The 18,783-nt window shown below is 66.4% G+C and carries 17 protein-coding genes; 14 read left to right on the top strand and 3 right to left on the bottom strand.

Translation table 11 applies throughout. From position 1 onward, the window contains the following. Positions 1 to 64 precede the first annotated feature (64 nt). The 5 genes from AC3A6R_RS09010 (at position 65) to AC3A6R_RS08990 (ending at position 6,203) form a co-directional block, all read left to right on the top strand. Positions 65 to 733 carry a c-type cytochrome gene (locus tag AC3A6R_RS09010; RefSeq protein ID WP_487864291.1) on the top strand — a complete coding sequence of 223 codons (669 nt, stop codon included), beginning with the start codon at positions 65 to 67 and terminating at the stop codon, positions 731 to 733. 150 nt (positions 734 to 883) lie between these two features. Continuing rightward, entirely contained in the window at positions 884 to 3,052 is a 2,169-nt protein-coding gene (locus AC3A6R_RS09005; protein WP_487862195.1) for a cytochrome c biogenesis protein ResB, read from the top strand. Then, on the top strand, positions 3,049 to 4,365 hold the full coding sequence (gene ccsB, locus AC3A6R_RS09000; protein ID WP_487862194.1) for a c-type cytochrome biogenesis protein CcsB: 1,317 nt from the start codon (positions 3,049 to 3,051) through the stop codon (positions 4,363 to 4,365). Before AC3A6R_RS09005 ends, ccsB begins: the two co-directional genes overlap by 4 nt. A 117-nt stretch (positions 4,366 to 4,482) precedes the next feature. Beyond that, positions 4,483 to 5,502 carry a protein-methionine-sulfoxide reductase catalytic subunit MsrP gene (gene msrP, locus AC3A6R_RS08995; RefSeq protein ID WP_487862193.1) on the top strand — a complete coding sequence of 340 codons (1,020 nt, stop codon included), beginning with the start codon at positions 4,483 to 4,485 and terminating at the stop codon, positions 5,500 to 5,502. Between the two features lie 41 nt (positions 5,503 to 5,543). After that, the gene (locus AC3A6R_RS08990; RefSeq protein ID WP_487862192.1) at positions 5,544 to 6,203 is read left to right on the top strand and encodes a protein-methionine-sulfoxide reductase heme-binding subunit MsrQ; all 660 of its coding nucleotides are present in this window, start codon (positions 5,544 to 5,546) and stop codon (positions 6,201 to 6,203) included. Between the two features lie 14 nt (positions 6,204 to 6,217). On the opposite strand, the gene lysA is transcribed toward AC3A6R_RS08990, so the two are convergent. After that, the gene (lysA, locus tag AC3A6R_RS08985; RefSeq protein WP_487862191.1) at positions 6,218 to 7,501 is read right to left on the bottom strand and encodes a diaminopimelate decarboxylase; all 1,284 of its coding nucleotides are present in this window, start codon (positions 7,499 to 7,501) and stop codon (positions 6,218 to 6,220) included. Further along, a complete protein-coding gene (lptM, locus tag AC3A6R_RS08980; RefSeq protein ID WP_487862190.1) occupies positions 7,498 to 7,752 on the bottom strand; it encodes an LPS translocon maturation chaperone LptM in 255 nt (84 codons plus the stop codon). Before lptM ends, lysA begins: the two co-directional genes overlap by 4 nt. 12 nt (positions 7,753 to 7,764) lie before the next feature. Between lptM and cyaY the strand changes: the two genes are divergently transcribed. Continuing rightward, complete coding sequence (cyaY, locus tag AC3A6R_RS08975; RefSeq protein WP_487862189.1) at positions 7,765 to 8,097, top strand: iron donor protein CyaY; 333 nt, start codon at positions 7,765 to 7,767, stop codon at positions 8,095 to 8,097. Between the two features lie 19 nt (positions 8,098 to 8,116). Here the strand turns inward: cyaY and AC3A6R_RS08970 are convergent, their stop codons facing one another. Then, positions 8,117 to 10,525, bottom strand: coding sequence for a penicillin-binding protein 1A (locus AC3A6R_RS08970; RefSeq protein WP_487864290.1), 2,409 nt, complete (start codon positions 10,523 to 10,525; stop codon positions 8,117 to 8,119). A gap of 239 nt (positions 10,526 to 10,764) precedes the next feature. Between AC3A6R_RS08970 and AC3A6R_RS08965 the strand changes: the two genes are divergently transcribed. From AC3A6R_RS08965 to AC3A6R_RS08930, 8 genes are all read left to right on the top strand, one after another. Further along, positions 10,765 to 11,844, top strand: coding sequence for a pilus assembly protein PilM (locus AC3A6R_RS08965; RefSeq protein WP_487862187.1), 1,080 nt, complete (start codon positions 10,765 to 10,767; stop codon positions 11,842 to 11,844). Then, a complete protein-coding gene (locus AC3A6R_RS08960; RefSeq protein WP_487862186.1) occupies positions 11,841 to 12,470 on the top strand; it encodes a PilN domain-containing protein in 630 nt (209 codons plus the stop codon). The genes AC3A6R_RS08965 and AC3A6R_RS08960 overlap by 4 nt, the downstream gene beginning before the upstream one ends. A gap of 7 nt (positions 12,471 to 12,477) precedes the next feature. After that, positions 12,478 to 13,161, top strand: a complete 684-nt coding sequence (locus AC3A6R_RS08955; RefSeq protein WP_487862185.1) for a type IV pilus inner membrane component PilO — start codon at positions 12,478 to 12,480, stop codon at positions 13,159 to 13,161. Further along, positions 13,158 to 13,700, top strand: a complete 543-nt coding sequence (locus tag AC3A6R_RS08950; RefSeq protein ID WP_487862184.1) for a pilus assembly protein PilP — start codon at positions 13,158 to 13,160, stop codon at positions 13,698 to 13,700. Before AC3A6R_RS08955 ends, AC3A6R_RS08950 begins: the two co-directional genes overlap by 4 nt. Beyond that, positions 13,697 to 15,838, top strand: a complete 2,142-nt coding sequence (locus AC3A6R_RS08945) for a type IV pilus secretin PilQ (RefSeq protein WP_487862183.1) — start codon at positions 13,697 to 13,699, stop codon at positions 15,836 to 15,838. The genes AC3A6R_RS08950 and AC3A6R_RS08945 overlap by 4 nt, the downstream gene beginning before the upstream one ends. 24 nt (positions 15,839 to 15,862) lie before the next feature. After that, positions 15,863 to 16,411, top strand: a complete 549-nt coding sequence (locus AC3A6R_RS08940; protein ID WP_487864289.1) for a shikimate kinase — start codon at positions 15,863 to 15,865, stop codon at positions 16,409 to 16,411. A 50-nt stretch (positions 16,412 to 16,461) separates the two neighbouring features. Then, a complete protein-coding gene (gene aroB / locus AC3A6R_RS08935; RefSeq protein WP_487862181.1) occupies positions 16,462 to 17,574 on the top strand; it encodes a 3-dehydroquinate synthase in 1,113 nt (370 codons plus the stop codon). A gap of 73 nt (positions 17,575 to 17,647) precedes the next feature. Beyond that, positions 17,648 to 18,778: a deoxyguanosinetriphosphate triphosphohydrolase gene (locus tag AC3A6R_RS08930; RefSeq protein WP_487862180.1), complete on the top strand. Its 1,131-nt coding sequence runs from the start codon at positions 17,648 to 17,650 to the stop codon at positions 18,776 to 18,778. Positions 18,779 to 18,783: the final 5 nt, after the last annotated feature.

The raw sequence follows: 18,783 nt of genomic DNA, 5'->3' as shown, positions 1-18,783 counted from the left end.
GCTTTCGGTACGAGCCGCCATTGTAGAATCGCGGGGTTTTGCGCCAATAAATCGAGCCCCCGATATGAAGTTGTTTGCCAATTTTCTGCTTGCAGCCCTCATGGGCGTTGCAGCCAGCGCGAGTTTTGCAGCCGAAGAGCCTGCAACTGCCCCTGCGGCGGCCGCCAAGCCAGCCAAGCCCGACCCGGCCAAGGGCGATACGCTGTTCAGTGCGACGCCGGCAAACAGCCAAAGCTGCGCTTCGTGCCACAACGCCGACGGCAACTCGGCCATCGCGGCCAACCCGAAGCTGGCGCAGCAACATCCCGAATACATCCTCAAGCAGTTGCAGGACTTCAAGTCCGGCAAGCGCAAGAGCCCGATCATGCAGCCGCTGGCCGCGAAGCTGTCCGACCAGGACATGCGCGACATCGCCTGGTTCGTCGGTTCCAAGCAGATCAAGACCGGCTTCTCCAAGGAGAAGGACCTGGTGGCGCTCGGCGAGCGGATCTACCGCGGCGGCATTGCCGATCGCCAGATCCCGGCCTGCGCCGGCTGCCACAGCCCCAACGGCGCCGGCATGCCCGCGCAGTACCCGCGCCTGGGCGGCCAGCATGCCGACTACACCGCGGCGCAGCTGGTGGCGTTCCGCGACAAGGTTCGCCTCAACAGCATCCCGATGAGCGACGTCGCGGCCAAGCTGAACGACCGCGAGATCAAGGCCGTGGCCGATTACATCGCCGGCCTGCGTTGACGCACCGCTGCGCTCAGGGCGCATGCACCGCTTGAACTAACCGCCGATAAAAATCCCAAACAGAGGGCGGGCCGATCCAGCTGGATGGCCCGCCCTTTTGTTTTTCCCGCTTTCCTGCCCTTTTCTTCTTCTTTTCACGTTCGCTGCCCGATGTCTGTCTCCACCCACGGCCTTCGCGTCCATCGCGGCCCGCAAGTGCTTCGCGCTGCGGTGGAACTGCTGTCCTCGATGCGCTTCGCGATCGCGCTGCTCACGGTCATCTGCATCGCATCGATCATCGGCACCGTGCTCAAGCAGCACGAGCCCATCAACAACTACATCAATCAGTTCGGGCCCTTCTGGGCCGAGCTGTTCCGCGCGGCCAAGCTCGATTCGGTGTACAGCGCCTGGTGGTTCCTGCTGATCCTGTTGTTCCTGGTGGTCAGCACCTCGCTGTGCATTGCGCGCAACACGCCGCGCATCCTGGTGGACCTCAAGACCTTCAAGGAAGACATCCGCGCGCAGAGCCTCAAGGCTTTCGGCCAGCGTGCCGAGAGCCGGCTCGACGAGGCGCCCGCGGCCGCTGCCAACCGCATCGGCCAGCTGCTGGTGAGCGGTGGCTGGAAGGTCAAGTTGCAGCAGCGCGACGGTGCCGACGGGCAAACCGGCGCCGGCTGGATGGTGGCCGCGCGCGCGGGCGGCGCCCACAAGCTCGGCTACATCGCGGCCCACAGCGCGATCGTGCTGGTCTGCATCGGCGGCCTGCTCGACGGCGACCTCGTGGTGCGCGCCCAGACCTGGTTCAACGGCAAGAGCGTGTTCACCGGCGGCGGCATGATCGCCGACGTGCCGGCGCAACACCGGCTCTCGCCGCGCAACCCCACCTTCCGCGGCAACATCCTGGTGCCAGAGGGCGGGCAGGGCAGCGTGGCCATCCTGCAACAGTCCGACGGTGTGCTGCTGCAGGAGCTGCCGTTCTCGATCGAGCTCAAGAAATTCATCGTCGACTACTACTCGACCGGCATGCCCAAGCTGTTCGCGAGCGAGGTGGTGCTGCACGACCGTGAAACCGGCGCGCAGGTGCCGGCGCGCATCGAGGTCAACCATCCCGCGAGCTACAAGGGCGTGGAGATCTACCAGTCGAGCTTCGACGACGGGGGCTCGCGCGTGAAGCTCAAGGCCGTGCCGATGGCCGCCGCGGCCAAGCCTTTCGAGGTCGAGGGCGTGATCGGCGGCCCGAGCACCGAGATCACCAACGGCACCGAGAAGCTCACGCTCGAATACGCGGCGCTGCGCGTGATCAACGTCGAAAATTTCGCGGATGGCGGCGCCATGAGCAGCGGCGCCGACGTGCGCAAGGTCGACCTGCGCCACGACATCGAGTCGCGCTTCGGTGCGGCCAACAAGACCAACAAGCCGAAAGTGCTGCGCAACATCGGCCCGAGCATCGGCTACAAGCTGCGCGATGCCGCGGGCCAGGCGCGCGAGTACCAGAACTACATGGTGCCGGTCGACACGGGCGACGGCCAGCCGGTGTTCCTGCTCGGCATGCGCGAGAAGCCCGAGGAGCCTTTCCGTTACCTGCGCGTGCCGGCCGACGAAGAGGGCGCGATGGACGGCTTCGTGCGCATGCGCACCGCGCTGGCCGACGCCGACACCCGCGCCCGCGCGGTCGAGCGCTACATCGCCAAGGCGGCCGATCCGAAGCGGCCCGAAATGGCCGAGCAACTGCGCGTCTCGGCGGCGCGGGCGCTGGCCCTGTTTGCCGGCAGCGAACGCGCCAAGGCCGACGCGAGCACGCGTGGCGGCTGGCAGGCGATTGCCGAATTCATGGAGGCCAACGTGCCCGAGGCCGAGCGCGAGCGCGCCGGCACAGTGCTGGTGCGCATCCTCAACGACGTGCTGTTCGAGGTGCTCAACCTGAGCCGCGAGGGCGCGGGGCTGGCGGCATTGCCGAGCGAACCGAAGTCGCAGGCCTTCCTGACGCAGGCGGTGCTGGCCATCAGCGACGCCCATTTCTATCCGGCACCGGTCGCGATGCTGATGACCGACTTTACCCAGGTGCAGGCAAGCGTCTTCCAGGTGGCGCGCGCGCCCGGCAAGAACGTGGTCTATCTGGGCTGTCTGTTGCTGATCATCGGGATTTTTGCCATGCTGTACGTGCGCGAGCGCCGTCTCTGGGTGTGGCTGACGCCCGGCGAGGGCGCCGGAGACACCGCTGCGACCGCCGCGACCATGGCGTTCTCGGTCAACCGCAAGACCATCGACAGTGATCGCGAGTTCGAGCACCTCAAGCACAAGTTGCTCGCCCTGAAAAAAGAAGAGCCGGCCTCACCATGAACACCACCACCCTCACGCTCCACGAAAGCTGGCTCTCGCGCCGCAGCCTGTTCGACTGGTTGTTCGCGGCGCTGGTCATCGCCGGCGGCCTGTTCGCATTGACGCAATACGCCAGCGCGATGGACAACTACGAGAAACCCATCCTCGTGGGCGCGATGATTTCCATCATCGCCATCTGCTGGTTCTGGCGGCCGCTGCGCGTGCTGGCGATCGTGGTCGCGGCGGCCTCGCTGCTGGCCATCGTGTCCTACCAGGGCGACCTCGCGCGCGCCGAGACGGTGTTCTGGCTCAAGTACTTCCTGTCGAGCCAGTCGGCCATCCTCTGGATGAGCGTGCTGTTCTTCATGAGCACGCTGTTCTACTGGCTGGGCCTGTTCGGCGGCAAGCAGGGCGATGCGTTCGAAGCCATCGCATCGCGGCTGGCCTGGGCCGCCGTCACGATGGCGCTCATCGGCACCATGGTGCGCTGGTACGAAAGCCACCAGATCGGGCCCGACATCGGCCACATCCCGGTGAGCAACCTGTACGAGGTGTTCGTGCTGTTCTGCTGGCTCACGACCGCGTTCTACCTGTACTACGAAGAGCGCTACCGCACACGGTCGCTCGGCGCCTTCGTCATGCTGGTCGTGAGTGCCGCCGTCGGCTTCCTGCTCTGGTACACGCTGGTGCGCGAAGCCCACGAGATCCAGCCGCTGGTGCCCGCGCTGCAGAGCTGGTGGATGAAAGTGCACGTGCCCGCCAACTTCATCGGCTACGGTACCTTCGCGCTCGCGGCCATGGTGGCCTTCGCCTACCTCGTCAAGGAGCAGGCGAACGAGACACGCTGGTACAAGCTCACGCCGATCTGGCTATTGGGCATGGCGCTGTGCTTCGTGCCCGTGGCCTTCCGCCAGCGCGCACAGGAAGCCGGCGGCAGCTACTGGGTGGTCTATGCGGCCATCTCCGCACTCATCGCCGCGGGCATCCTGTTCGGCCGCAAGCGCATTGCCGCGCGGCTGCCTGCCAACGAGGTGCTCGACGACGTGATGTACAAGTCGATCACGGTCGGCTTCGCCTTCTTCACCATTGCCACGGTGCTCGGTGCACTGTGGGCGGCCGATGCCTGGGGCGGCTACTGGAGCTGGGATCCGAAGGAAACCTGGGCCCTGATCGTCTGGCTCAACTACGCCGCCTGGCTGCACATGCGGCTCGTCAAGGGCCTGCGCGGCACCGTGGCCGCATGGTGGGCCCTGGCAGGGCTGGCCGTGACCACCTTCGCCTTCCTCGGCGTGAACATGTTCCTGAGCGGGTTGCACAGCTACGGCACCCTTTGACGGGCAGACGGCGGCTTTTTAGCGAAGAATGAAACCGCGCGCGCCAAAAGCGCGTAACCGGATCAGGGGAAGTCGCGAACTACCCCGAGCAAACGATTCACGCGAAAGGCCTCCACCATGACGTTCCATTCCCGCCCGCAGGGTCGCAGCAGCGGTTTCATCCACCCGGTTGCGAGCGAAATCACGCCGCGCGAAGTCTACGAGCGCCGGCGCGACCTGCTCAAGCTCATGGCCGGCGGTGCCGCAGGTGCTGCGCTCGCGAGTTTCGCGGGCCGCGAGGCCTTTGCCCAGGGCACGGGGCCGCACAAGCTCGCGCTGCTGCCCGGCGCCAAGTCGGCCGTGGCCGGCGCGCAGACGATGGAAAAGCTCACCGACTACAAGGACGCGGCGAGCTACAACAACTTCTACGAGTTCGGCACCGACAAGGGTGATCCGGTCAAGAATGCCGGCACCCTCAAGACGCGCCCCTGGACCGTGGAGGTCGAGGGCCTGGTCAAGAAGCCCGGCAAGTACGGCATCGAAGACCTGCTCAAGCTCAGCGCACAGGAAGAACGCATCTACCGCCTGCGCTGCGTCGAGGGCTGGTCGATGGTCATTCCCTGGGTGGGCTACTCGCTGGCCGAACTCATCAAGCGCGTCGAGCCGCAGGGCAATGCGAAGTTCGTCGAGTTCGTGACGCTCGCCGACCCGAAGACCATGCCCTTCGTCGGCTCGCGCGTGCTCGACTGGCCCTACGTCGAGGGCTTGCGCATGGACGAGGCCATGCATCCGCTCACGCTGCTGGCCTTCGGCATGTACGGCGAGGTGCTGCCGAACCAGAACGGCGCGCCTGTGCGCCTCGTGGTGCCCTGGAAGTACGGCTTCAAGTCGGCCAAGTCGATCGTGAAGATCCGCTTCGTCGAAAAGGAACCGAGCACGGCGTGGAACAAGGCCGCGGCCAACGAATACGGCTTCTATTCCAACGTCAATCCGAACGTCGACCATCCGCGCTGGAGCCAGGCCACCGAGCGCCGGATCGGCGAGGGCGGCGGGCTGGGCGGGTTGTTTGCCAAGCGCCACAAGACGCTCATGTTCAACGGCTACGAGGCCCAGGTCGGGCAGCTTTACGCCGGCATGGACCTGAAGAAGAACTTCTGAATGAGCCTGTGCCGGCCTCCGGGCCCGGCGCGCATCGCCCCATGAACAAGCTGCTCATGCACCCGGCGGCCAAGCCGCTCGTCTTCCTTCTGTGCCTGCTGCCATTCGCCTGGCTGGTCTATGGCGTGGTGGTCGACCAGCTGGGGGCCAATCCCCAGGAGTTCCTGATCCGCGCCACGGGCGACTGGACGCTGCGTTTTCTCTGCATCGTGCTTGCGGTGACGCCGCTGCGGGTGATGGCCAAGCTCAATGCGCTGGCGCGCTTTCGCCGCATGCTCGGGCTGTACGCGTACTTCTACGTCGTGCTGCACCTGCTGTGCTACAGCCTGTTCGACAAGGGCTTCGACTGGGGCGAGATCGCAAGCGACATCATCAAGCGGCCGTTCATCCTCGTGGGGTTCTCGGCCTTCGTGCTGTTGACGCCGCTGGCCGCGACCTCGTTCAACCGCGCCATCAAGGCCATGGGCGCGAAGCGCTGGCAGATGCTGCACAAGCTGGTCTACTTGATCGCCGGCCTCGGCCTGCTGCACTTCTTCTGGATGCGGGCCGGCAAGAACGATTTCGCCGAGGTGTTCGTCTACGCGGGCATCATCGCGGTGCTGCTGGGCTGGCGAGTGTGGCACGCGTTGGGCAAGCGCAAGCCGAAGCCCACCGCGGCGAGCGGTGGCGAGAAGCCGCTGCGCGGCAGCAGCCCCGGCTGACCCGTGCCGGCCGCTCAGCCGTCGATCTGCTGCTCGGTGCGCAGCTGGTCTTCCACCGTTTCGCGGCGGCGTATGAGCCGCGCCTCCTGGCCGCTCACCAGCACTTCGGCCGCCCGGCCGCGGGTGTTGTAGTTGCTGGCCATGCTCATGCAGTAGGCGCCTGCGGACAACACGGCCAGCCGGTCGCCGGCCACCACGTTGAGTGCCCGGTCGCGGCCGATCCAGTCGCCGCTCTCACACACCGGGCCGACCACGTCGTAGGTCGTGCCGTCGCCGGCGCGCGGGCGCAGCGGCACGATCCTCTGGAACGCCTGGTACATCGCGGGCCGCGGCAGGTCGTTCATGGCGGCATCGACGATGCAAAAGTTCTTTTCCTGCCCCGGTTTGATGTAGAGCACCTCGGTCACGCAGACGCCTGCATTGCCGACGAGCGAGCGGCCCGGCTCGATGACCAGCTTGCGCTGGCCGAAGCCGCGCGCATCGAGCTTGGCGAGCAGCTGCTGCCAGAGTGCATCGGCCTTGGGAGGGACTTCGCCGTTGTAGTCGATGCCCAGGCCGCCGCCGAAGTCGAGGTGATGGACCGGCACGCCGGCTGCCTCGATGGCTTCGACCAGGTCGAGCACCCGGTCGCAGGCGTCCAGATACGGCGACGCCTCGGTGATCTGCGAGCCGATGTGGCAGTCGATGCCGACCACCTCGATGCCGGGCAGCCCTGCGGCATGCCGGTAGGCCTCGACCGCGCGGTCGTGTGCGATGCCGAACTTGTTGCCCTTGAGCCCGGTCGAGATGTACGGGTGCGTTTTCGGATCGACGTTGGGATTGATTCGGATGCTGATCGGTGCGCGCTTGGTCTCGGCCAGCGCCACCTCGTTGAGCACGTCGAGCTCTGCCTCGCTCTCGACGTTGAAGCAGGCGATGCCGGCCGTGAGGGCCTGGCGCATTTCGGCGCGGGTCTTGCCGACCCCCGAAAAGATGATCTTCGCGGGATCGGCGCCCACCGCCAGCACGCGCGCCAGTTCACCGCCCGAGACGATATCGAAGCCGCAGCCCGCCTCGGCGAAGACGCGCAGCACGCCGAGCGACGCGTTCGCCTTCATCGCATAGCAGATCAGCGCATCGCGCCCTTCGAAGCCGCGCTGGTAGGCGGCCAGCGCGTCGAGCATCCATTGCTTCGAATAGACGAAGAGCGGGGTTCCGTGTTCGCGGGCCAGCGCGTCGAGGCTCAGGCCTTCGACATGGAGCGCGCCGCCCTGGTCGGCGATGTGCGGATGGCCGGGGAGCGGGGTGCTTGCCGTCATCGCGTCGCTCCATTGCCGACTGGCGCACTGCTTCGCGCAGCGGGTGCAGGCGCCGTCTCGGCGCCGGGCGCGCCGCCGGGGATCAGCAGTTGCGGCAAGGTGGCGCGCTGTGCGGCCGCCGGATCGGTCGGCAGGAACAGCGGTCCACGCTGCCCGCAAGCCGACAGGACCGCGGCGGCAGCCGCGAGGCCGGCGACCATGAGCGCAGCACGGGTGGAGGCGCTCACTAGAATTTGACGAACATTCAACATGACGAAATTGTAATGACCGACTCCGAATACCTGGACCGCGCCGAAGCCGCGCTCGCCGCCATCGAGCAATGCTGCGATCGCATCAACGATGCCACCGACGCCGACGTCGACAACCAGCGGGTCGGCGGCATGATCACGATCTCGTTCAGGAACGGCAGCCAGCTGATCGTCAATCTGCAAAAGCCGCTGCAGGAGATCTGGCTCGCCGCGCGTTCGGGCGGCTATCACTACCGCCACGACGGTAGCGCCTGGGTCGACACCAAGACGGGCGAGGAGTTCTTCGCGAACCTGACGCGCGAAGCAAGCCTGCAGGCCGGGCAGCCACTGGAATTCACGGCCGCCTGACCCGCCGCTTTGCGTCGGATCAGTTCCTGAAGAGGTCGAGGATGCGGTTGCGCTCCTCGGGCGGGGGCGGCGGGGCGACGGGCACGCCGGTCAGGGCCTCCACTGGCGCGGCGACGGGGGTCTCGACGCCGAGGCTCGACACGCCGCGGCCCGGTGCATAGTCGTCGTAGTACCACTCGCCGCCCACGCTCACGACGCCGCTTGGCGGGGACGCCGAGAGTTCGGTGACCGGCACGCCCTTGAGCGCGGTCTGCATGAAGTTGACCCAGATCGGCAGGCTCAGGCCGCCGCCGGTCTCGCGGTCGCCCAGGTTGCGTGGTGTGTCGTAGCCGATCCAAGAGATGGCGGTCATGGTCGGCTGGAAACCCGCGAACCAGGCATCGAGCGAGTCGTTGGTGGTGCCGGTCTTGCCGTAGAGGTCGGGTCGCTTCAACAGGGCTTGCGCCTTGGCGGCAGTGCCCGAGCGTGTCACCGACTGCATCAGCGTGTTCATGATGAACGCATTGCGCTGGGGAATCGCGCGGATCGTCTCGTTGAGCAGCGGCGGCTGCTTCTCGACCAGCACCCGGTCCTTGTGGTCGGTGATGCGGGTCACGAGGTAGGGATTGACGCGGTAGCCGCCGTTGGCGAACACCGAATAGGCGGTGGCCATCTGCATCGGCGTGACCGAGCCGGCACCGAGCGCCATCGGCAGGTAGGCCGGATGCTTCTCCTTGTCGAAGCCGAAGTTGGTGACCCAATCCTGCGCGTAGCGCGTGCCGATCGACTGCAGGATGCGGATCGACACCAGGTTCTTCGACTTCATGAGCGCGGTGCGCATCGACATCGGACCGTCGTAGCCGCCGCCGTAGTTCCTGGGTTCCCAGGGTTGGCCGCCCGTGGTGCCGGCATCGAAGAAGAGAGGCCCGTCGTTGATGACCGTGGACGGCGTGAAGCCCTTTTCGAGGGCCGCCGAATAGATGAACGGCTTGAAGCTCGATCCCGGCTGGCGCCAGGCCTGCGTGACGTGGTTGAACTTGTTCTTGCCGAAATCGAAGCCGCCCACCAGGGCCTTGATGGCGCCGTCGCGCGGGTCCATGGCGATGAAGGCGCCTTCCACTTCGGGCAACTGGGTGATCTCCCAGGTGTCCTTCGGCGTCCTGACCACGCGGATCACCGCGCCGCGACGGATCTTGATGTTTGGCGGAGCCTTGCTGGAAAGCCCTGACTGTGCGGGCTTCAGGCCTTCGCCTGTGATCTGCACCAGGTCGCCGTTGCCGCGCACGGCGGAGATCTCCTTCGGCCCGGCCTGGAGCACCACGGCCCCCCTCACGTCGCCGTTGTCGGGGTGTTCCGCGAGCGCGTCGTCTACGGCCTCGTCGAGTTCCTTCGGGTCGTTGGGCAAGTCGACGAACTTCTCGGGCCCGCGGTAGATCTGGCGCCGCTCGTAGTCCATGATGCCCTTGCGCAGCGCCTTGTAGGCTGCGGCCTGGTCGGCGGCCACGAGCGAGGTATAGACCTTGAGGCCGCGCGTGTAGGTACTGTCGCCGTACTGCGCGTACATCAGCTGGCGCACCGTCTCGGCCACGAATTCGGCGTGCAGCCGGTCCGGGTTGGACGCGTCGCGCAGGTGGAGTTCTTCCTTCTTGGCCTCGGCCGCCTGCTCGGCCGTGATGAAACCGGCGTCCTGCATCCGGTCGATTACGTAGAACTGCCGCCCGCGGGCGCGCTGCGGATTGTTGACCGGGTTGTTTGCGCCCGGCGCCTTCGGCAGCCCCGCCAGCATGGCGGCCTCTGCAATGGTCAGCGCGTGCAGCGGCTTGCCGAAGTAGGCCTCCGATGCGGCGGCGAAACCATAGGCGCGGTTGCCAAGATAGATCTGGTTCAGGTAGATCTCGAAGATCTGATCCTTGGTCAGCAAATGCTCGAGCTTGAAGGTGAGCAGCACCTCGTAGATCTTGCGGGTCAGCGTTTTTTCGGAGCTCAGGTACACGTTGCGTGCCACCTGCATCGAGATGGTCGATGCGCCCTGGCTCTTCACCCGGCTCAGGTTGGCAATGGCGGCACGCACCATGCCCTTGTAGTCCACGCCGCCGTGGTCGTAGAAGCGGGTGTCTTCCGCGGCCAGCACTGCGTCCTTCACGAGCTTGGGAATGGCTGCGATCGGGGTTAGATTGCGGCGCTCTTCGCCGAATTCGCCAATCTGGATGCCTTCGGCAGAGAAGACCCGCAGCGGCAGCTTCGGCCGGTAGTCGGACAGTTCCGAGATGTCGGGCAGATTCGGGTAGGCGACCGCGAGGGCGACGGCAATAACGCACAGGATCGCCAGGGCGCCGGCTGCAGCAATGCCGAATCCCCAGGCAAGAAAGCGCAGCAGCCATTTCAGCCAGGCGGGGCGTGCGGGAGAGGGGGTCTTGGCTGCCCCTTTGGGGCGTGGAGTTTCTTGCATGGGGGCCCGGAGAGTCACCGCGCATTATAAAAAGCCGACTACCCGAAAGGGGTTCAACTGTGAGGGAGAGGTTTCCCGCTAAGCCAAAAGTTACCGAATGTCGCTGCCGCGTCAGGTTTTGACAACGAACCGGAGTTTTGCCCGCGCCGCCCGCTTGGATGGCGCTACGCCTGCTGATAGCATGCAACCGAACGCAAATCTTTCCATTAGTTACAAATGCAGGGCTAGAGGGACCTAACTTGGCTTCTTTCGGATCATTGTTTCGCCGGCAAGGCGCTCCCATGCTCGGCCTGGACGTCAGTTCGTCCAGCGTCAAGCTGGTCGAGCTCGGCCGCGAAGCCAGCGGCAAGCTGGTTCTCGAGCGCTGCGCGATCGAACCCCTGGAGCGGGGCTGGATCACCGATGGCAACGTCGAGAAGTTCGACGAAGTGGCCGAAGCCGTGCGCCGCGTCGTGCGCAAGAGCGGCACCCGCACCCGCAATGTCGCCCTGGCGCTGCCGCCCTCGGCGGTCATCACCAAGAAGATCATTCTCCCGGGCGGCATGAGCGAGCAGGAACTCGAGATCCAGGTCGAGTCCGAAGCCAACCAGTACATCCCCTTTTCGCTCGACGAGGTCAGCCTCGATTTCTGCGTCACCGGCCAGAGCACCGCGTCCGCCGGCGACGTCGAAGTGCTGATCGCCGCCTCGCGCAAGGAGAAGGTCCAGGATCGCGAAGGCCTGGCCGAAGCGGCCGGGCTGAAAGCCGTGATCCTCGACGTCGAGTCCTTCGCTTCCCGCCTTGCAGCCGCCCGCCTGATCGAGCAGTTGCCGAGCAATGGGGTCGATGCGGTCGTGGCGCTCTTCGAAGTGGGCGCCTTCACCACCAGCATGCAGGTGCTGCGCAACCAGGAGGTGCTGTACGACCGCGACCAGGCCTTCGGGGGCGCGCAGCTGACCCAGCTCATCGTTCGCCAGTACGGTTTCTCCGCCGAGGAGGCCGAGGCCAAGAAGCGCAGCGGCGATCTGCCCGACGACTACGGCTCGGGCGTGCTCAAGCCCTTCGTCGAGAGCATCGGCCAGGAAATCGCCCGCGCGCTGCAGTTCTTCTTCACGAGCACGCCGCACAACCGGGTCGACTACGTGCTGCTCGCGGGCGGTTCGGCCTCGTTGCCGGGCCTGGCCAGCGCGGTGACGCGCCAGACCTCGTTCGCCTGCTCGCTCGTGAACCCGTTCGACGGCATGGACATCGGACCCAACGTCCGCGAGAAGAAGGTCCGGCGCGAGGCGCCCTCGTACCTGACCTCTTGCGGCCTGGCCATGCGGAGGTTCGTGCAGTGATCCTCATCAACCTGCTTCCGCACCGCGAGGCCGCACGCAAGCGGCGGCGCGAGGCGTTCTATGGCGCGCTCGGCGCCGCGGCGGTGCTGGGCGTCGTGATCGCCGGCCTCGGCTACCTCTGGTTCGAGGCGCAGATCTCGGCCCAGCAGGACAAGAACAGCTTCCTCAAGGCGGAGATCACCAAGCTCGAGGTCGAGATCAAGGAAATCTCCACGCTGCAGGAAGAAATCGCCGCGCTGCGCGCACGCCAGCAGGCGGTCGAAGACCTCCAGGGCGACCGCAACCTGCCGGTCCATCTGCTCAACGAACTGGTCCGGCAACTGCCCGATGGCGTCTATCTTACGAGCATGAAGCAGGACAACCAGACCGTTACCCTGCAGGGCATGGCGCAGTCGAACGAGCGCGTCTCGGAACTGCTGCGCAATCTCGGCAACAACAGCCCCTGGCTCGTCAAGCCCGAATTGATCGAGATCACCTCCGCCACCGTGAGCCTGAGCCAGCGCGACCAGCGCCGTGTGGCGAACTTCACGATGCGCATCGGCCTCAAGCGGCCGACCGACGCGCAGAAGGCGGCCGAGAAGGCGCTGACCGCACCGGGGTCGGCACCGGCGCCGGGCAAGGGGTAGACGAACCATGGCAAGCAATCGCCCCTCCCAGAAACTCGACGTCGGCGCGGCACTGCGCAACTTCGGCGACCAGTTTCGCAACCTGAATCCGAACGACCCCTCGATGTGGCCGCCCGTGCCGCGCTACGCCCTGTGCGTGGCGGTCACGCTGCTGGTGCTCGTCGCGCTGTGGTTCGTGTGGCTCACCAATGCCAACGACGAACTCGAGAGCGAGCGCGCCCGCGAAGTCGCGCTGCGTGCCGACTACAAGAAGAAGGTCGGGCTGGCCGCCAACCTCGACCTGCTCAAGAAGCAGCGCGAGCAGGTGCAGCAATACGTGACGCTGCTCGAGAAGCAGCTGCCCAGCAAGGCCGAAATGGACGCCTTGCTGTCCGACATCAATCAGGCCGGCCTGGGCCGCAGCCTCCAGTTCGAGCTGTTCCGCCCGGGCCAGGTCTCGGTGAAGGACTACTACGCGGAGCTGCCGATCGCAGTGCGCGTGACCGGTCGCTACCACGACATCGGCGCCTTCGCCGCCGATATCGCGAGCCTCTCGCGCATCGTCACGCTGAACAACCTGACGGTCACGCCGCAAAAAGAGAAGGACGGCACCCTGACGATGGACGCCACGGCACGCACCTACCGCTACCTCGACGACGAAGAGCGGGCAGCCCAGAAACGCGCCGCTGCGCCGAAGGCGAAGAAGAAATGAGGACGTTCGCGAAATTCCTCTGGCTGCTGATGGCCGCGCTGGGCCTGAGCGCCTGCGCCGACGCCGAGCGCGAAGAGCTGCGGCGCTGGATGGCCGAGCAGCGCGCCCAGGTCAAGCCCAACGTGCCGCCGATCACCGAGCCCAAGAAGTTCACGCCGCAGGCCTACACCGAAGGCGCGGCCTTCGAGCCGTTCAACCTGCTGAAGCTGACCCAGGCATTGCGCCGCGAGTCGAACCAGCCGAGCACCTCGGAACTGATCGCGCCGGAGCTGGCGCGCCGCAAGGAGGCGCTCGAAGCCTTCCCGCTCGATGCGATGGCCATGGTGGGCAGCATGAACCGCAACGGCCAGCCCGTGGCGCTGATCCGCGTCGACAAGCTGCTCTACAAGGTGCGGGTCGGCGAATACCTGGGCCTCAACTACGGGCGCATCACCCGAATCAACGAAACCGAAGTGAGCCTGCGGGAGATCGTGCAGGATGCCGCCGGTGAATGGATCGAACGCGCGGCGACACTGCAGCTGCAAGAGAGTGCGAAATGAATCACAAGAAACTAACGTTGGTACAGCGGCTGCGAGTGGCGGGCCTGGGCCTGCTGGCATTTGGCGCATTCGCGATCGCGCATGCGCAAAACGCTATTGAAGCGGTCACCAGCTCGACGCAGTCCGGTTCGGAGGTGATCCGCATCGATCTCGCCCAGCCGCTCACGGCCGTGCCGACCGGCTTCGCGGTCCAGACGCCGGCGCGCATCGCGCTCGACTTTCCCGGCGTGACAAACGCCATCGGGCGCTCCGCCATCGAGGTGAACCAGGGCAACCTGCGCTCGGTGAACGTGGTCCAGGCGGGCGACCGCAGCCGCGTGGTGCTCAACCTCAAGCAGGCGACTGCCTACAAGGCCGAGATCCAGGGCAAGTCGCTGCTCGTGATCCTCGAGCCTGTGGCGGGCACGGCGCTCGCGTCGTCGACGCCCTCGGTCTTTGCCGAAAACCGCAACCGTGACACCCTGCCGCTGCGCGACGTCGACTTCCGCATGGGCCCCGACAATTCGGGCCGCGTGATCGTCGACCTGGCCAATAACCAGGTCGGCGTCGATGTGCGGCAGCAGGGCAAGAACCTCGTGGTGGAGTTCACCAAGTCGACGCTGCCCGAGGGCCTGCGCCGCCGCCTCGACGTGGCCGACTTCAACACGCCGGTCCAGCTGATCACCTCGCAGCAGTCGGGCGACCGCGTCCGCATGACAATCGAAGCGCGTGGCGACTGGGAGCACAGCGCCTACCAGAGCGAGAACCAGTTCGTGGTCGAGCTTCGCGCGCGCAAGGTCGACCCGACCAAGCTGACGCAGGGCGTGGGCTACAACGGCGAGAAGCTCTCGCTGAACTTCCAGAACATCGAGATCCGTTCGCTGCTGCAGGTGATCGCCGACTTCACGAACTTCAACATCGTGACCTCCGACTCGGTCACCGGCGCCCTGACGCTGCGCCTGAAGGACGTGCCCTGGGATCAGGCGCTCGACATCATCATGCAGGCCAAGAACTTGGGCATGCGCAAGAACGGCACCGTGCTGTGGATCGCGCCCAAGGACGAGATCAATGCCAAGGAAAAGCTCGAGTTCGAGGCCAAGGCCGCGATCGAGAACCTCGAGCCGCTGCGGACGCAGTCGTTCCAGCTCAACTACACCAAGGCGATCGCGATCGCCCAGGGCCTGACCGGCACCGGCGCCTCGGCCGGCGGCGGTGGCGGCTCCGGCTCCACCACCCGCATCCTGAGCCCGCGCGGCAGCGTGATCGCCGAAGCGCGCACCAACCAGCTGTTCGTGTCCGACATTCCGTCGCGGCTCGCGCAGGTCAGCGAACTGATCCAGAAGCTCGACATACCGGTGCGCCAGGTGCTGATCGAAGCCCGGATCGTCGAGGCTTCCGACACCTTCGGCAAATCGCTCGGCGTGCGGCTGGGCGGCGGCATCTCCCGCGAACGCGTCGCGTCGTCCAACGGCAATCCGGCCTTCGGCACCGTCGGCGTGATGCCCGCCACCACCGGCGGCGGCGTCGGCGGCGCAGCAGCCACCTGGACCAACTCCAACTTCATCAACCTGCCCGCAGGCGATGCCGGCGGCACCGGCAATACGCCCGGTGCCTTCGCGATCTCGCTGTTCAACTCGAGCTTGTCGCGCATGTTGAACCTCGAGATCTCGGCGCTCGAAGCCGACGGCAGGGGCAAGCTGGTCTCCAGCCCCCGCGTGATCACCGCCGACCAGACCAAGGCACTGATCGAGCAGGGCGAGGAAATCCCCTACCAGCAGGCCACCTCGAGCGGCGCCACCTCTATCTCATTCCGCAAGGCCGTGCTGAAGCTCGAGGTCACGCCGCAGATCACCCCCGAAGGCAACATCATCCTGACGCTCGACGTCAGCAAGGACGCCCGCGGCGTGAACACCTCGGCAGGTCCGGCTATCAACACCAAGCACGTGCAGACCGAAGTGCTGGTCGAGAACGGCGGCACGGTCGTCATCGGTGGTATCTTCGAACTCACCGAAACCAATGACGAATCGCGCGTGCCGGTGCTGGGTGAAGTGCCCTACCTCGGGGCACTGTTCCGCAAGCGCGAGCGCGTTGCCAACAAGACCGAAATGCTCGTCTTTATCACTCCGAAGATGATTACCGACCGCAACGCCGCGCGCTGACGCGCGAGGTGTAGCAGCCACCGCGTGGCGATCGCATTCGTCGGCTTGCCCGGCGCCGGCAAATCTGCAGTGGGCCGGCGCCTCGGTGCCCGCCTGGACCTTCCGTTCGTCGACACCGACCATGTGATCGAGCAGCGCATCGGCTGCTCCATCCGCGACTACTTCGAGCGCGAGGGCGAGACGGCGTTTCGCGATCTTGAGCAAGCCGTCATCGAGGACTTGGGCGCGCAGCCACACGGCATCCTTGCCACCGGCGGCGGCGCGGTGCTCAGGGAAGCCAACCGCAGGCAGCTGCACGAGCGCTTCCATGTGATCTACCTGCGCTCCTCGCCCGAAGACCTGTTCCGGCGCCTGCGCCACGATGTCAAGCGGCCCCTGCTGCAGGTGGCCGATCCGCTCGGCCGGCTGCGCGAGCTGCACGACGTGCGCGACCCGCTCTACCGCGAGACCGCCCACGACGTGGTCGACACCGGCCGGCCCTCGATCACGATGCTGGTGAACGTCATCGTGATGCAGCTCGAACTGGCCGGCATCGTCTCGCCGGGCGCCTACCCCGAAGCGTCGGAGCCCTGAGCCGAACCCGCGCAACGGGCAGGGACGTGGCAGCGCCTAAACTCGCTGCCATGTCCCTTCCCGCATCTTCCGCCACGACAGAACGCGTCGACATCCAGCTCGGCGACCGCAGCTATCCGATCCTGATCGGCGCCGGCCTGCTCGACGTGCCGCAGAGCTTTGACGTGGTGCCCTCGGCTGCCAGCGCGTTGATCGTCAGCAACACCACCGTGGCGCCGCTCTATGCCCAGCGGCTGCGTGCCGTGCTGGCCGGCCGCTTCCGCAGCGTGCACCTGCTCGAGCTGCCCGACGGCGAGAGCCACAAGAACCTGCAGACCCTGAATTTGATCTTCGACCAACTACTCGGCCGCGGCAGCGACCGCAAGACGGTGCTGTTTGCCCTCGGCGGTGGCGTCGTTGGCGACATGACGGGTTTCGCCGCTGCGAGCTACATGCGCGGCGTGCCCTTCGTCCAGGTGCCCACCACGCTGCTGGCGCAGGTGGATTCGTCGGTCGGCGGCAAGACGGCCATCAACCATGCGCTCGGCAAGAACATGATCGGCGCGTTCTACCAGCCGCAGCTCGTGGTGTGCGACCTGGAAACGCTGCAGACGCTGCCGCCGCGCGAACTGAGCGCCGGCCTGGCCGAGGTCATCAAGTACGGCCCGATCCACGACATGGCGTTCCTCGACTGGACCGAGGCGAACATCGATGCGTTGGTGGCGCGCGATCCGGCTGCGCTGGCGCATGCCGTGAGGCGCAGCTGCGAGATCAAGGCGCTGGTCGTCGGCCAGGACGAACGCGAGACCGGGCTGCGCGCCATTCTCAACTTCGGCCATACCTTCGGCCATGCCATCGAATCAGGGCTCGGCTACGGCGAATGGCTCCATGGCGAAGCGGTCGGCTGCGGCATGGTCATGGCGGCGCATCTGTCGCAGCGCCTCGGCGGCGTGGATGCGGCCTTTGTCGAGCGGCTCACGCGGCTGGTCGAGCGCGCCGGCCTGCCGACCGTCGGACCGGCGCTGGGCGCCGACCGGTACCTCGAACTGATGCGGGTCGACAAGAAGTCCGAGGCGGGCGAGATCCGCTTCGTGGTCATCGACAGGCCGGGCTCGGCCGCAGTCCGCAGCGCGCCCGATGCGCTGGTGCGCGAAGTGCTCGCGCAGTGCTGCGCAAGCGAATGAGCGCCGCGCCGGGCCGCCCCAAGCAAGCTCGCTCCCGCTTGGCGGGAAGGCGCGCAGCGCCAAGGGTGCACCAATGACCCTCGCGGCCTTTGCGTGCCATCCGTCGCGCTCGCGCGGGCGCCGGCATGCCGAGCCGCCGGCGCCGACGCGCGACGCATTCCAGCGCGACCGCGATCGCATCGTGCATTCGACCGCATTTCGGCGCCTGGTCTACAAGACCCAGGTCTTCCTGAACCACGAGGGCGACCTGTTCCGCACCCGGCTGACGCATTCGCTGGAGGTGGCGCAGCTGGGCCGCTCGATCGCACGTGCGCTGCGCATCAACGAGGACCTGGTCGAAGCCATCGCGCTGGCGCACGACCTCGGCCACACGCCGTTCGGCCATGCGGGCCAGGATGCGCTCGACGCCTGCATGGAAGGCCACGGCGGCTTCGAGCACAACCTGCAGAGCCTGCGCGTGGTCGATGCGCTGGAGCATCGCTATCCGCAGTACGACGGGCTGAACCTGAGCTTCGAGACGCGCGAAGGCATCCTCAAGCACTGCTCGCGAACGAATGCGGAGCGGCTCGAAGCGGCCGAGCCCGGCGGCGTGGCCCGGCGCTTTCTCGACCGCACGCAGCCGGCGCTCGAGGCGCAGCTGTGCAACCTGGCCGACGCGATCGCCTACAACGCGCACGACATCGACGACGGCGTGCGCTCCGGCCTCATCAGCGTCGAGCAGCTCGGCGAGGTGCCGCTGTTCGAGCGATACCGCTGCGAGGCGGTGGCTGAGCACCCGGGGCTGCAGGGGCGGCGCATGCTCTACGAAACCATCCGGCGCATGCTGAGCGCCCAGGTCTACGACGTGATCGACGCCACCCGGGCGGCGATCGAGGCGGTGCAGCCGGCTGACGCGGACGCAGTGCGCCAATCGCCACCGCTGGTGCGTTTCAGTCCGGCCATGCAGGCGCAATCCGACGAACTCAAGCGCTTTCTGTTCCGCAATCTGTACCGGCATCCGCAGGTCACCCAGACCACCGACCAGGCGCAGCAGGTGGTGCGCGAGCTGTTCGACGCGTATCTCGAACGCGACGCCGAGATGCCGGCTTCCTTTGCGGGCCGCCGCGACCGCCACCGTGCGGTGGCTGACTACATCGCCGGCATGACCGATCGCTTCGCGATGCGCGAGCATGAGCGCCTGACCGGGCGTCGGGCGATCGAATGAGCGCC

The sequence above is a fragment of the Variovorax sp. Soil_C_19 genome (assembly GCF_057657255.1).
The sequence above is the reverse complement of the archived record's forward strand: the minus strand, read 5'-3'. Positions and strand labels throughout refer to the sequence as shown.

Bases quoted from the DNA above. Each gene is read 5' to 3' on its own strand.
- AC3A6R_RS09010 (WP_487864291.1), top strand. From the start codon at position 65: ATGAAGTTGTTTGCCAATTTTCTGCTTGCAGCCCTCATGGGCGTTGCA.
- AC3A6R_RS09005 (WP_487862195.1), top strand. From the start codon at position 884: ATGTCTGTCTCCACCCACGGCCTTCGCGTCCATCGCGGCCCGCAAGTG.
- ccsB (WP_487862194.1), top strand. From the start codon at position 3,049: ATGAACACCACCACCCTCACGCTCCACGAAAGCTGGCTCTCGCGCCGC.
- msrP (WP_487862193.1), top strand. From the start codon at position 4,483: ATGACGTTCCATTCCCGCCCGCAGGGTCGCAGCAGCGGTTTCATCCAC.
- AC3A6R_RS08990 (WP_487862192.1), top strand. From the start codon at position 5,544: ATGAACAAGCTGCTCATGCACCCGGCGGCCAAGCCGCTCGTCTTCCTT.
- lysA (WP_487862191.1), bottom strand. From the start codon at position 7,501: ATGACGGCAAGCACCCCGCTCCCCGGCCATCCGCACATCGCCGACCAG.
- lptM (WP_487862190.1), bottom strand. From the start codon at position 7,752: ATGTTGAATGTTCGTCAAATTCTAGTGAGCGCCTCCACCCGTGCTGCG.
- cyaY (WP_487862189.1), top strand. From the start codon at position 7,765: ATGACCGACTCCGAATACCTGGACCGCGCCGAAGCCGCGCTCGCCGCC.
- AC3A6R_RS08970 (WP_487864290.1), bottom strand. From the start codon at position 10,525: ATGCAAGAAACTCCACGCCCCAAAGGGGCAGCCAAGACCCCCTCTCCC.
- AC3A6R_RS08955 (WP_487862185.1), top strand. From the start codon at position 12,478: ATGGCAAGCAATCGCCCCTCCCAGAAACTCGACGTCGGCGCGGCACTG.
- AC3A6R_RS08950 (WP_487862184.1), top strand. From the start codon at position 13,158: ATGAGGACGTTCGCGAAATTCCTCTGGCTGCTGATGGCCGCGCTGGGC.
- AC3A6R_RS08945 (WP_487862183.1), top strand. From the start codon at position 13,697: ATGAATCACAAGAAACTAACGTTGGTACAGCGGCTGCGAGTGGCGGGC.
- aroB (WP_487862181.1), top strand. From the start codon at position 16,462: ATGTCCCTTCCCGCATCTTCCGCCACGACAGAACGCGTCGACATCCAG.
- AC3A6R_RS08930 (WP_487862180.1), top strand. From the start codon at position 17,648: ATGACCCTCGCGGCCTTTGCGTGCCATCCGTCGCGCTCGCGCGGGCGC.